The organism is Streptomyces sp. NPDC058052 (genome assembly GCF_042885515.1).
Lineage (GTDB): Bacteria > Actinomycetota > Actinomycetes > Streptomycetales > Streptomycetaceae > Streptomyces.
Genome location: NZ_JBHVRX010000045.1, coordinates 1 through 12718 on the forward strand (window position 1 = coordinate 1; position 12718 = coordinate 12718).

Below are 12718 nucleotides of genomic sequence, written 5' to 3' on the forward strand. Positions count from 1 at the left end.
GAACCAGCGCGACCTCGCCGCCAAGTACCCCGTGATCCTCGGCGGCGCCGCCCTCACCCGCGCCTACGTCGAACAGGACCTCCACGAGATCTACCAGGGAGAGGTCCGCTACGCCCGCGACGCCTTCGAGGGCCTGCGGCTCATGGACGCCCTCGTCGCCGTCAAGCGCGGCGTCCCCGGAGCCGTGCTCCCCGAGCTGAAGCAGCGCCGGGTCGCCAAGGGCACCGCCGCCCTCCAGGTCGACGAGCCCGAGCCCGGCGGCCGCTCCGACGTCGCCACCGACAACCCCGTCCCCACCCCGCCGTTCTGGGGCACCCGCGTCGTCAAGGGCATCCCGCTCAAGGACTACGCCTCCTGGCTCGACGAGGGCGCCCTCTTCAAGGGCCAGTGGGGCCTCAAGCAGAACCGCGCCGGCGACGGGCCGACGTACGAGGAGCTGGTGGAGACCGAGGGCCGGCCGCGGCTGCGCGGCTGGCTGGAGCGCCTGCACACCGAGAACCTGCTGGAGGCGGCCGTCGTCCACGGCTACTTCCCGTGCGTCTCCAAGGGCGACGACCTGATCATCCTCGACGACTCCGGCAACGAGCGGACCCGCTTCACCTTCCCCCGCCAGCGCCGCGGCCGCCGCCTCTGCCTCGCGGACTTCTTCCGCCCCGAGGAGTCCGGCGAGACCGACGTCGTCGGCCTCCAGGTCGTCACCGTCGGCTCGAAGATCGGCGAGGCCACCGCCGAACTCTTCGCCTCCGACTCCTACCGCGACTACCTCGAACTCCACGGCCTCTCCGTGCAGCTGGCCGAGGCCCTCGCCGAGTACTGGCACGCGCGCGTCCGCGCCGAGCTGGGCTTCGGCGGCGAGGACCCCGAGGCCGTCGAGGACATGTTCGCGCTCAAGTACCGCGGCGCCCGCTTCTCGCTCGGCTACGGCGCCTGCCCCGACCTGGAGGACCGCGCGAAGATCGCCGAGCTGCTCCGGCCGGAGCGGATCGGCGTGCACCTCTCGGAGGAGTTCCAGCTCCACCCCGAGCAGTCCACCGACGCCATCGTCATCCACCACCCCGAGGCGAAGTACTTCAACGCCCGGTGACCGTCCGGTGACCACGCGCTGACGCCGGACCGTAAATCGCGGCACCGGCGGTGATCGAGACGTACACTTGTCGGTCCAGTGCAGGCCGGTCCTCCTCCCCGTACCGGGAGTGGGGGCCGGCCTTTCCGTCCCTCCATGGAGGTGTGCCGGATGACCAGTACGGTCCCCGCGTCCCTGTTCCACGCCAACGGAAGCTCCGCCCTGCAGGCGGTCTTCCTCGACATGGACGGGACCCTCGTCGACACCGAGGGCTTCTGGTGGGACGCCGAGGTCGAGGTCTTCGCCGACCTCGGGCACCGCCTCGACGAGGCATGGAAGGACATCGTCGTCGGCGGTCCCATGACCCGCAGCGCGGGCTACCTGATCGAGTCGACCGGCGCCGACATCACCCTCGACGAGCTGACGGTGCTGCTCAACGAGAAGTTCGAGAAGCGCATCGAGCGCGGCGTCCCCCTCATGCCGGGCGCCGAGCGGCTGCTCACCGAACTGGCCCGCCACTCCATCCCGACCGCCCTCGTCTCCGCCTCCCACCGGCGGATCATCGACCGCGTCCTGGAGTCCGTCGGCCGCGACCGCTTCCACCTCACCGTCGCCGGCGACGAGGTCGTCCGCACCAAGCCGCACCCGGAGCCGTACCTGACCGCCGCCCGCGGCGTCGGCGCCGACCCCGCCCTGTGCGCCGTCATCGAGGACACCGCGACCGGTGTCGCCGCCGCCGAGGCGGCCGGCTGCCGGGTCGTCGCCGTGCCCTCCGTCGCGCCGATCCCCGCCCTCCCCGGCCGGGTCGTGGTCCGCTCCCTCGAAGAGGTCGACGTCCCCTTCCTGAGGACCCTCGTATCCGGAATCTGAGCGGAATTTGAGCTTTCTCTGAGCATTACCCCGGGTATTCGCCGAGACCGCCTTCCGTGACGTTCTCCCGCCCGCCCCCGCACGACTTCCGTGCAATTGGATCAGGCCACCCATCGAATTGCAGCCGCGTGACCTTGGTCACCCAGCGTGCTCATCGAGGGGTGGCCTGACCGCGTTCCATGCCCGGAATGCGGACGTCCGCCGCACCCCTGTGTCCCGATTCGCTCGGAACCGTCCGCCTCGCGCACCGCATGACTATCGAACCGACCGCATTCATGATCACCCTGCGATTACCCCCCACCGGCCACCCCGTCCGGCAATAGCGGCGCCGCCCACTAATCTTTCGCGAGTACTTCGCCGCTATCACCGCGTGCACCGGCGCATACCCAAGTCGCCGAGAACACAGGACCGATCGCAACTTCCCGGCCCGATCGCTCCCGCCCCGACCGGGCGGCGGCGGCGGAGTGTCGTCATGACCGCTGTACCCCAGGCCGGCTGAGGAGAACGTCCCTTGATGAACCGCAAGACCTTGGTGCTGCCGGCCGTTGCCGGACTGCTCGCCCCGCTGCTCGCCGCCTGTGGCACGGGAGAGGACGGCAGAGCCATCGTCGTCGGAACGACCGACCAGTTCGTCGCCACCGAGGAGGCCCCGGCCCCCCTCGACCCGGCCTACGCCTACGACACCGGCGCCTGGAACATCCTCCGCCAGACCGTCCAGACCCTGGTCCACGTCCCCCGCGGCGGCGGCCAGCCGGTCCCCGAGGCGGCCGAGAGCTGCGGCTTCTCCGACACGGCGAGCGAGAGCTACCGCTGCGTCCTGCGCTCCGGCCTCACCTTCGCCGACGGCAGCCCCGTCACCGCCGAGGACGTCAAGTACTCCATCGACCGGGTCCGGAAGATCAAGTCCGACAACGGCGCCGCCGCCCTCCTGTCGACCATCGACACCGTCGAGACCAAGGGCGACCGCGAGGTCGTCTTCCACCTCAACGCCCCCGACGCGACTTTCCCGTACAAGCTCTCCACGCCCGTCGCCGGCATCCTCAGCAAGGACAAGTACGCCGCCGACGCGCTCCGCGAGGGCTTCCAGGTGGACGGCTCCGGCCCGTACACCCTCAAGGCCGAGCAGGAGGGCGACCAGGCCACCCGCTTCGTCTTCTCCCGCAACCCCCGCTACAAGGGCGACATCACGCCCCGCAACGAGCAGGTCGAACTCCGCGCCTACGCCGACGCCGGCGTCATGGGCAAGGCCCTGGAGAGCAAGGACATCGACATGATGGCCCGCTCCCTCTCCCAGGAGCAGATCCGCGACCTCACCGAGACCCCCACCGACGGCATCCGCGTCTCCGAGGTCCCCGGCCTGGAGATCCGCTACCTCGGCTTCAACACCAAGGCCCCCGCCGTCGAGGAGAAGGCCGTCCGCCAGGCCATGGCCGCCGTCGTCGACCGCGGCGCCCTCGTCAACCGGGTCTACGGCCCCACCGCCGAGCCGCTCTACTCGCTCATCCCCTCCAGCATCGCCGGCCACGCCACCCCCTTCTACGAGGAGTACGGCGAGGGCGACCCCGACCGCGCCCGCTCCATCCTCCGCAAGGCCGGCGTCAAGACCCCGGTCAAGCTGACCCTGAACTACACCACCGACCACTACGGCGCCGAGACCGCCCAGGAGTTCGCGACCCTGAAGAACCAGCTCATCGCGAGCGAACTCTTCGACGTCACCGTCAAGGGCACCGCCTGGTCCGAGTTCCGCCCGGCCCAGCGCCGCGGCGACTACGCCGTCTACGGCCTCGGCTGGTTCCCCGACTACCCGGACCCGGACAACTACGTCGCGCCCTTCCTCGACAGCGACAACTTCCTCGGCACCCCGTACGTCAACAAGACCGTCCGCGACCAGCTCATCCCGCGGTCCCGCCGCCAGGCCGACCGCACCGCCGCCAACCCCGTCTACCAGCAGATCCAGAAGATCGTCGCCCAGGACGTACCCGTCCTGCCGCTCTGGCAGGGCAAGCAGTACGTCGCCGCCCGCGACGACATCAACGGTGTCGAGTACGCCCTCAACACCTCTTCCGACCTGCTGCTCTGGGAGCTGAGCCGCGGCACCACCGCCTGACCCCTTCGTTGTACCGGCCGCGCAGCCACGCGCGGCCGGCCTGGCAAGAGATCACGAGGCAAGTTCTGTGAAGACGCACCACAAGTGGCTGACCGCCCCGCTCGCCGCGGGGCTCTCCGCCGCCCTCCTCGGCGGCTGCGGCACCGAGCAGGGCCAGGGTTCCGGCTCGGCCGACGCCATCCGGGTCGGCATGTCCGACGAGATCATGGCGACCGACCCCGCGGCCGGCTACGACCCCGGCTCCTGGCTGCTGTTCAACAACGTCTTCCAGTCCCTCCTCGCCTTCCCGAAGGGCGGCTCCCTGCCCGAGCCCGAAGCCGCCGAACAGTGCGGCTTCGGCGACGGCAGCACCGTCTACACCTGCACCCTCCGCCCCGGCCTGAAGTTCTCCAACGGCAACCCGCTCACCTCCGAGGACGTCAAGTTCTCCTTCGAGCGCGCCCTGAAGATCGCCGACCCCTCCGGCCCGGCGCCGCTGCTCTCCACCATCGACACCATCGAGACCCCCGACGAGCGGACCGTCGTCTTCCGTCTCAAGGTCCCGGACGCCACCTTCCCCAGCAAGATCGCCTCCGGCGCCGGCTCCATCGTCGACCACCGCGAGTACCCCGCCGACGCCCTCCGCACCGACGGCAAGGCCGTCGGCTCCGGCCCGTACAAGCTGGACTCCTTCAGCGACACCGAGGCCGTCTTCTCCGCGAACACCGGCTACCAGGGCACCGCGGAACGCCGCAACGACCGCGTCGCCCTCAAGCTCTACCAGGGCGACCGCACCGCCCTCGCCAAGGCGTTCACCGACGGCGACGTCGACGTCGCCTACCGCGGCCTGTCCGCCGCCGACATCTCCGCGCTGGAGACCTCCACCGAGGACCGCGACGTCCAGGTCGTCCAGGGCGGCAGCGCCGAGGTCCAGCACCTCGTCTTCAACGTGAAGGACCCCGTCGTCGGCAAGCCCGCCGTCCGCAGGGCGATAGCCCAGCTCGTCGACCGCGACGCCCTCGTCGAGGACGTCTACAAGTCGACCGCCACCCCGCTCTACTCGATCGTCCCGGCCGGCATCAACGGCCACAACACCGCCTTCTTCGACACCTACGGTGCCCCCGACGCCGCCAAGGCCAAGAAGGCCCTCCGCAGCGCCGGCATCAAGGACAAGGTCACCCTGACCCTCTGGTCCACCCCCAGCCGCTACGGCCCCTCCACCGACGCCGAGCTCAAGGCCATCGCCGCCCAGCTCAACGCCGGCGGCCTCTTCGACGCCGACGTGAAGTCCGTCCCCTTCGAGCAGTACGAGGAGGACATCGCCGCCGGCAAGTACGGCGTCTACGTCAAGGGCTGGGTCCCCGACTACCCCGACGCCGACAACTTCACCGCCCCCTTCTTCGGCGAGGGCAACGTCCTCTCCAACCACTACGAGAACAAGACGATCACCGGCACCCTCCTGCCGAAGACCGCCGCCACCGCCGACCGCTCCGCCACCGACGAGGAGTACGGCGCCATCCAGGACGCCGTCGCCGAGGAGGTCCCCCTCCTCCCGCTCTGGCAGGGCAAGCAGTACGCCGTCACCCGCGACGGCGTCACCGGCCTCGAATGGACCCTCGACGCCTCGACCGTCTTCCGCTTCTGGGAGCTCCGCAAGAGCTGACCCCCGCGGCGAACGCGGAAGGGCCCGGTGCACGCCGAACGCACCGGGCCCTTCCGTCCGCCGTCGCCCTACTGGCCGTTGCCCCCCGGACGCACCAGACCGCTCTCGTACGCGTACACCGCCGCCTGCACCCGGTCGCGCAGCCCCAGCTTCGTCAGCACATGCCCCACGTGCGTCTTCACCGTCGTCTCGCTGACGAACAGATCCGCCGCGATCTCCGCGTTCGACAACCCGCGGGCCACCAGCTTCAGCACCTCCACCTCACGGTCGGTGAGCGTGCCCAGCGTGTCCGGCACCTGCTCCTCGCCCGTCGGCAGATGCGCCGAGTACTTGTCGAGCAGCCGCCGCGTGATCGACGGGGCCAGCATCGCCTCGCCCGCCGCCACCACCCGGATCGCCTGCACCAGCTCGTTCGCCGGGGCGTCCTTCAGCAGGAAGCCGCTCGCCCCCGCCCGCAGCGCCTCCACCACGTACTCGTCGAGATCGAAGGTGGTCAGCACCAGCACCTTCGCCGGCCCGTCCCGGCCGGGGCCGGTGATCTGCCGGGTCGCCTCCACGCCGTCCATCCGCGGCATCCGGATGTCCATGAGCACCACGTCCGGCTGGAGGGCCCGCACCTGGTCCTGCGCCTGCAGACCGTCACCGGCCTCGCCCACCACCGTGATGTCCTGCTCCGCCTCCAGAATCATCCGGAAGCCGGTGCGCAGCAGCGGCTGGTCGTCGACCAGGAGGACGCGAATCGTCACAGGGGCTCCTTCACGAGGCGGGCCGGTCCCCGCCCATTCTGCCCTGCGCCTCTTCGCCCGACTCCGGCGGGCGCGCGGAAACGATCTCCAGCGGGTACACCGGGGGAGTCCCGCCGAACTCCGGACACACCGCCCGGTGATCGCACCAGCCGCACAGCTTCGTGGGCCGCGGCCGCCAGTCGCCCGTCTCCGTCGCCGTCCGGATCGCGTCCCACAGCGCGTGCAGCTTCCGCTCCACCCGCCGCAGGTCCGCCTCCGCCGGGTCGTACGTCAGCACGTCCCCGCTGCCCAGATAGACCAGCTGCAGCCGGCGCGGGATCACGCCCTTCAGCCGCCACACCACCAGCGCGTAGAACGTCATCTGGAACAGCGCGCCCTCGCTGTACTCCGGCCGCGGCGCCTTCCCCGTCTTGTAGTCGACGATCCGCACCTCGCCCGTCGGCGCCACGTCCACCCGGTCGATCACCCCGCGCAGCCGCAGCCCCGACTCCAGCTCCGTCTCCACGAACAGCTCGCGCTCCGCCGGTTCGAGCCGCGCCGGATCCTCCAGCGTGAACCACCGCTCCACCAGCGACTCGGCCTCCGCCAGCCACTGCCCCAGCCGGTCGCCCGCCGGATCGTCGGCGAACAGCTCGCCCAGCTCCGGCCGCGACTCGAGCAGCCGGTCCCACTGGCCCGGGATCATCGCCTTCGCCCGCGGCACCGTCCGCTCCGCCGCCGGATCGTCGAAGAGCCGCTCCAGCACCGCGTGCACCAGCGTCCCCCGCGTCGCCGCCGCGCTCGGCTTCTCCGGCAGCCGGTCGATGACCCGGAACCGGTACAACAGGGGACACTGCATGAAGTCGCTCGCCCGCGAGGGAGACAGCGACATGGGCGCCCGGGGCCCCTCCGGGAGCCGCTCGCTCGTACTCATGACACAGACCCTACGACCCGCCACCGACAGCGAGCCGCATACCATCGACGCATGACCCGTCGCGCTGCATGATCGACCCGAGACGCACCGGCGCGGTCACCCCCGGCGACGAGAGGAACCCGTGAACCAGGACGAGCCCAAGCCGCAGCGGACCGAGGAACCCGGCGGCGGGATCCTCATGGGCCGGCCCTTCGGCGTGCCCGTCTACGTCGCTCCCAGCTGGTTCCTCGTCGCCGCCCTCATCACCTGGGTCTTCGGCGACCAGATCGAACGGGTCCTCCCCGACCTCGGCACCGCCCGCTACCTCGTCTCCCTCTTCTTCGCCGTCGCCTTCTACGCCTCCGTCCTCGTCCACGAGCTCGCCCACACCATCGCCGCCCTCCGCTTCAAGCTCCCCGTGCGGCGCATCCAGCTCCAGTTCTTCGGCGGCGTCTCCGAGATCGAGAAGGAGTCCGAGACCCCCGGCCGCGAATTCGTCCTCGCCTTCGTCGGCCCCCTCCTCTCCCTCGTCCTCGCCGGCCTCTTCTACCTCGCCATGCACGCCGTCGAACCCGGCACCGTGCCCGGCGTCCTCCTCGCCGGCCTGATGATCTCCAACCTCATCGTCGCGATCTTCAACCTCCTCCCCGGCCTCCCCCTCGACGGCGGCCGGATGCTCCGCGCCGTCGTCTGGAAGATCACCGGCAAGCCGATGAGCGGCACCGTCGCCGCCGCCTGGGTCGGCCGCGCGCTCGCCGTCACCGTCCTCATCGGCCTCCCCCTCCTCACCCGCACCGGCTGGCTCGGCAACTCCACCGCCGACATCGACGGCTTCACCACCGTCACCGACGCCCTCCTCGCCGCCATCCTGGCCGCGATCATCTGGACCGGCGCCGGCAACAGCCTCCGCATGGCCCGCCTCCGCGAGCACCTCCCCGACCTGCGCGCCCGCGCCCTCACCCGCCGGGCCATCCCCGTCGAACCCCACACCCCCCTCTCCGAGGCCCTCCGCCGCGCCAACGAGGCCGGCGCCCGCGCCCTCGTCGTCGTCGACGGCACCGGCGGCCCCACCGGCATCGTCCGCGAGACCGCCATCGCCGCCGTCCCCCAGCACCGCCGCCCCTGGGTCGCCGTCACCACCCTCGCCCAGGACCTCAACCCCGGCATGCGCGTCCCCGCCGAACTCACCGGCCAGCCGCTGCTCGACCACCTCCGCGCCACCCCCGCCACCGAGTACCTCGTCGTCGAGGAGACCGGCGAGATCTACGGGGTCCTCGCCACCACGGACGTCGAGCGCGCCTTCGTGAAGGCCATGGCACGACCCTCCTCCTGAGCCCGGTACTCTTGTTCACATGTCCGAACCGACCGGTGCCGCCCGCCGACGCGGGCCCTTCAAGGTCGGGGACCAGGTTCAGCTGACCGACCCCAAGGGCCGCCACTACACGTTCACGCTCGAAGAGGGAAAGAACTTCCACACCCACAAGGGTTCCTTCCCGCACGACGAGCTGATCGGCGCTCCCGAGGGCAGCGTTGTCCGCACCACCGGAAACGTGGCCTACCTCGCGCTGCGCCCCCTGCTCCCCGACTACGTCCTGTCCATGCCCCGCGGCGCCGCCGTGGTCTACCCGAAGGACGCGGGACAGATCCTCGCCTTCGCCGACATCTTCCCCGGCGCGCGCGTCGTGGAGGCCGGCGTGGGTTCCGGCTCGCTCAGCAGCTTCCTGCTCCGCGCCATCGGCGACAGCGGCATGCTGCACTCCTACGAGCGCCGTGAGGACTTCGCCGAGATCGCGAAGGGCAACGTCGAGCGCTACTTCGGCGGCCCCCACCCGGCGTGGCAGCTGACCGTGGGCGACCTCCAGGACAACCTGACCGACACCGACGTCGACCGGGTCATCCTCGACATGCTCGCCCCCTGGGAGTGCCTGGAGGCCGTCTCCAAGTCGCTCGTCCCGGGCGGCATCCTCTGCTGCTACGTGGCCACCACCACCCAGCTCGCCCGCACCGTGGAGTCCATCCGCGAGATCGGCTGTTACGCCGAGCCGCAGCCGTGGGAGTCCATGATCCGCAACTGGCACGTCGAGGGCCTGGCCGTCCGCCCCGATCACCGCATGATCGGCCACACCGGCTTCCTCGTCACCGCCCGCCGCCTCGCGGACGGTGTGGAGCCCCCGATGCGCCGCCGCCGCCCCGCCAAGGGCGCCTACGGCGAGGACTACGACGGCCCCAACAAGGGCTGACACTCCGACAGGACCCGGCCGACGCCGCCGCCCGACCACCCCGCACCGCGGGGAACCGGACGGCGGCGTCGCCGTGTTCGGCACCCCTGTTCGACACCCCCCGGCTGTTCCGCCGCCCTGTGACGTGTGGCACGATGCCCGCAACCCCTCGGCACGACCCTCACAGGAGACGTCTCGCGTGCAGCCCTCCGCCGCCCCGGACCCCGTGGACCTCGCACACACCCACGCCCGGCCGCTGCACTGGCTGGCCACCGCCACCGCGACCGCCGCGGTCGTCGCCCTGGCCGGCGCCCTGTCGCCCCGCGCGGCCGAGGCCGGTCCCGCCACCACCGCCGCACCCGCCCCCGAGGCCCCGGGTCCCGCGGCCGCCCCGGACCCCGCGACGGCCGTGTACCCGCTCGACTGCGGGGGAGCGGCCCACCGGGTCGACCGGAGCGTCACCGGCGACCTGGACGGCGACAGGAACCCCGAGACCGTTGCGGTCGTACACTGCGAAGCCGGATCCGGAACCCCGCCCGCCGGCCTGTACGTCCTCACCCTCGGCCGCGGCGGCAAGACCCCCGCGCGCGTGGTGGCCACCCTCGTCGACCCGCGCGAGCAGCGCAGCGTCACCGGCCTCGCGATCCGCGACGGAGCCGTCCGCGCCACCCTGCTCGGCTACTCGTCCCCCGATGTCCCCAGCTGCTGCCCCGACGAGAAGGAGCAGGTCAGCTGGGAATGGACCGGCGGCGCCTTCGTCCGCTCCGCGGGCGCGGAGGCACGCGGCGTCTGACCGTCACTCCGCGTCGGGGCCGTAGACCTCGACGCGGTCCCGGACCCGCCGCACATGGATGCAGTCGCCCGGGCACTCCTTCGCCGAGTCCACCACGTCCTGCAGCAGCGGCAGCGGGACGGGCGTCGTCGCCCCCGCGTCCTGGAGCAGTTCGTCGTCGGCGCTCTTCACATACGCGAGCCCGTCGATGTCCAGCTCGAAGACCTCGGGGGCGTATTGCGCGCAGATCCCGTCCCCGGTGCACAGATCCTGGTCGATCCAGACCTCCAGGGCCTCCTCGGCCCCTTCGGCCGGCGACTCGTGCTGCACGCTCATCTCTTCTGCCGTTTCTGCTCCGCGCGGACAATTGAGGCCGCGACCCGCGGGTGTTGACCCCTGATGACGATACAACTGCCCGCTTTCAGAGCGTGAAGGGTGGGTATTCCCCTGGCGAGAGGGGAAGCGCAAGGGTGAAGATCGGACACACCCCGGAGTCTTTTTGATCTAGGGGTTTCAATCATCACCCACGCAGGTAGGGTCAGGATGCGTCCAGCTCCCCTTGGAGGAGGTGAGGACCGTGGCAGCCCACGACGACGACATCAACCGCGGCATCCGGCCGGGGCGGGGGTCTGAAGACCCTGCCGGCCAGGTTGCCTATCTCGAGCAGGAAATCGCCGTCCTGCGCCGCAAGCTCGCCGACTCTCCGCGACACACGAGGATTCTCGAAGAGCGGATCGTCGAGCTGCAGACGAACCTGGCCGGCGTGTCCGCGCAGAACGAAAGGCTGGCGAACACGCTCCGTGAGGCACGCGACCAGATCGTGGCCCTCAAGGAGGAGGTCGACCGGCTCGCGCAGCCGCCGGCCGGTTTCGGTGTCTTCCTGCACGCCAATGAGGACGGCACCTGCGACATCATCACCGGGGGCCGCAAGCTCCGGGTGAACGTGAGTCCCAGCGTCGAGCTCGACGAGCTCCGGCGCGGCCAGGAAGTCATGCTCAACGAGGCGCTCAACGTGGTCGAGGCCATGGAGTTCGAGCGCGCCGGGGACATCGTCACCCTCAAGGAGATCCTTGAGGACGGCGAGCGCGCCCTGGTGGTCGGGCACACCGACGAGGAGCGGGTGGTGAGGCTCGCCGAGCCTCTGCTGGACGTCACCATCCGCCCCGGCGACGCCCTGCTCTTCGACTCCAGGTCCGGCTACGTCTACGAGGTCGTGCCCAAGAGCGAGGTCGAGGAACTCGTCCTCGAAGAGGTCCCGGACGTCGACTACGACAAGATCGGCGGTCTGGGCAACCAGATCGAGCTGATCCGCGACGCGGTCGAGCTCCCGTACCTCTACCCCGACCTGTTCAAGGAGCACGAACTGCGGCCGCCCAAGGGCATCCTGCTCTACGGGCCGCCGGGCTGCGGCAAGACGCTCATCGCCAAGGCCGTCGCCAACTCCCTGGCCAAGAAGGTCGCCGAGGTCACCGGCCAGCCCGCGGGGAAGTCCTACTTCCTCAACATCAAGGGCCCCGAGCTCCTCAACAAGTACGTCGGCGAGACCGAGCGGCACATCCGCCTGGTCTTCCAGCGTGCCCGTGAGAAGGCGAGCGAGGGCACCCCCGTCATCGTCTTCTTCGACGAGATGGAGTCGCTCTTCCGCACCCGCGGATCCGGCGTCAGCTCCGACGTCGAGAACACCATCGTCCCCCAGCTCCTCGCCGAGATCGACGGCGTCGAGGGCCTGGAGAACGTGATCGTGATCGGCGCCTCCAACCGCGAGGACATGATCGACCCCGCGATCCTCCGCCCCGGCCGGCTCGACGTGAAGATCAAGATCGAGCGTCCGGACGCCGAGGCCGCGAAGGACATCTTCGCGAAGTACCTCACCGCCAACCTTCCGCTCCACACGGACGACGTCTCCGAGCACAGCGGCTCCAAGGCCGCCGCCGCCCAGGGAATGATCCAGTCCGTCGTCGAGCAGATGTACGCCGAAAGCGAGGAGAACCGCTTCCTCGAAGTCACGTACGCCAACGGTGACAAGGAAGTCCTCTACTTCAAGGACTTCAACTCCGGCGCGATGATCCAGAACATCGTCGACCGGGCCAAGAAGATGGCCATCAAGGCATTCCTCGACCAGAACCAGAAGGGCATCCGCGTCTCCCATCTCCTCCAGGCATGCGTGGACGAGTTCAAGGAGAACGAGGACCTGCCCAACACCACCAACCCCGACGACTGGGCCCGGATCTCCGGAAAGAAGGGAGAGCGGATCGTCTTCATCCGCACCCTCGTCACCGGAAAGCAGGGCGCGGACACGGGACGCTCCATCGACACGGTGGCCAACACCGGTCAGTACCTGTAGGGACGCACACCGGCTGCGGATGTCCGGAAACCGGGCATCCGCAGCCGTCGCATTCGTACCGGA

General features: G+C 70.4%; 11 protein-coding genes. 8 read left to right on the forward strand and 3 right to left on the reverse strand.

Annotated elements, in window-relative coordinates:
* The 4 genes from ACFVU3_RS36365 to ACFVU3_RS36380 all read left to right on the forward strand — a co-directional run.
* Positions 1 to 1084, forward strand: a 1084-nt coding sequence (locus ACFVU3_RS36365) for a vitamin B12 dependent-methionine synthase activation domain-containing protein (RefSeq protein ID WP_390073060.1), incomplete at its 5' end; no start/stop codon positions are given.
* A gap of 150 nt (positions 1085 to 1234) precedes the next feature.
* Positions 1235 to 1933, forward strand: a complete 699-nt coding sequence (locus ACFVU3_RS36370; protein ID WP_390073061.1) for an HAD family hydrolase — start codon at positions 1235 to 1237, stop codon at positions 1931 to 1933.
* Between the two features lie 514 nt (positions 1934 to 2447).
* Positions 2448 to 4040 carry an ABC transporter substrate-binding protein gene (locus ACFVU3_RS36375; RefSeq protein ID WP_390073062.1) on the forward strand — a complete coding sequence of 531 codons (1593 nt, stop codon included), beginning with the start codon at positions 2448 to 2450 and terminating at the stop codon, positions 4038 to 4040.
* Between the two features lie 67 nt (positions 4041 to 4107).
* Entirely contained in the window at positions 4108 to 5682 is a 1575-nt protein-coding gene (locus ACFVU3_RS36380) for an ABC transporter substrate-binding protein (protein WP_390073063.1), read from the forward strand.
* A 68-nt stretch (positions 5683 to 5750) separates the two neighbouring features.
* Here ACFVU3_RS36380 and ACFVU3_RS36385 read toward each other — a convergent pair whose 3' ends face one another.
* Complete coding sequence (locus tag ACFVU3_RS36385; RefSeq protein WP_390073064.1) at positions 5751 to 6428, reverse strand: response regulator; 678 nt, start codon at positions 6426 to 6428, stop codon at positions 5751 to 5753.
* 10 nt (positions 6429 to 6438) lie between these two features.
* Positions 6439 to 7341, reverse strand: a complete 903-nt coding sequence (locus tag ACFVU3_RS36390; protein WP_390073065.1) for a RecB family exonuclease — start codon at positions 7339 to 7341, stop codon at positions 6439 to 6441.
* Between the two features lie 178 nt (positions 7342 to 7519).
* Between ACFVU3_RS36390 and ACFVU3_RS36395 the strand changes: the two genes are divergently transcribed.
* From ACFVU3_RS36395 to ACFVU3_RS36405, 3 genes are all read left to right on the forward strand, one after another.
* On the forward strand, positions 7520 to 8653 hold the full coding sequence (locus ACFVU3_RS36395) for a site-2 protease family protein (protein WP_390073103.1): 1134 nt from the start codon (positions 7520 to 7522) through the stop codon (positions 8651 to 8653).
* Positions 8654 to 8672: 19 nt separating this feature from the next.
* On the forward strand, positions 8673 to 9560 hold the full coding sequence (locus ACFVU3_RS36400; protein ID WP_031013975.1) for a tRNA (adenine-N1)-methyltransferase: 888 nt from the start codon (positions 8673 to 8675) through the stop codon (positions 9558 to 9560).
* A gap of 178 nt (positions 9561 to 9738) precedes the next feature.
* Positions 9739 to 10332: a hypothetical protein gene (locus ACFVU3_RS36405; RefSeq protein WP_390073066.1), complete on the forward strand. Its 594-nt coding sequence runs from the start codon at positions 9739 to 9741 to the stop codon at positions 10330 to 10332.
* A gap of 3 nt (positions 10333 to 10335) precedes the next feature.
* On the opposite strand, the gene ACFVU3_RS36410 is transcribed toward ACFVU3_RS36405, so the two are convergent.
* Complete coding sequence (locus ACFVU3_RS36410; RefSeq protein WP_390073067.1) at positions 10336 to 10647, reverse strand: ferredoxin; 312 nt, start codon at positions 10645 to 10647, stop codon at positions 10336 to 10338.
* 241 nt (positions 10648 to 10888) lie between these two features.
* On the opposite strand from ACFVU3_RS36410, the gene arc reads away from it, so the two are divergent.
* Positions 10889 to 12655 (forward strand): proteasome ATPase, encoded by a 1767-nt coding sequence (gene arc, locus ACFVU3_RS36415; protein WP_390073068.1) that lies wholly within the window; start codon positions 10889 to 10891, stop codon positions 12653 to 12655.
* Positions 12656 to 12718: the final 63 nt, after the last annotated feature.

Excerpts from the sequence above, each read along its gene's own strand:
- ACFVU3_RS36410 (WP_390073067.1), bottom strand. The coding sequence starts at position 10,647 with ATGAGCGTGCAGCACGAGTCGCCGGCCGAAGGGGCCGAGGAGGCCCTG.
- ACFVU3_RS36400 (WP_031013975.1), top strand. The coding sequence starts at position 8,673 with ATGTCCGAACCGACCGGTGCCGCCCGCCGACGCGGGCCCTTCAAGGTC.
- ACFVU3_RS36390 (WP_390073065.1), bottom strand. The coding sequence starts at position 7,341 with ATGAGTACGAGCGAGCGGCTCCCGGAGGGGCCCCGGGCGCCCATGTCG.
- ACFVU3_RS36375 (WP_390073062.1), top strand. The coding sequence starts at position 2,448 with ATGAACCGCAAGACCTTGGTGCTGCCGGCCGTTGCCGGACTGCTCGCC.
- ACFVU3_RS36370 (WP_390073061.1), top strand. The coding sequence starts at position 1,235 with ATGACCAGTACGGTCCCCGCGTCCCTGTTCCACGCCAACGGAAGCTCC.
- ACFVU3_RS36395 (WP_390073103.1), top strand. The coding sequence starts at position 7,520 with ATGGGCCGGCCCTTCGGCGTGCCCGTCTACGTCGCTCCCAGCTGGTTC.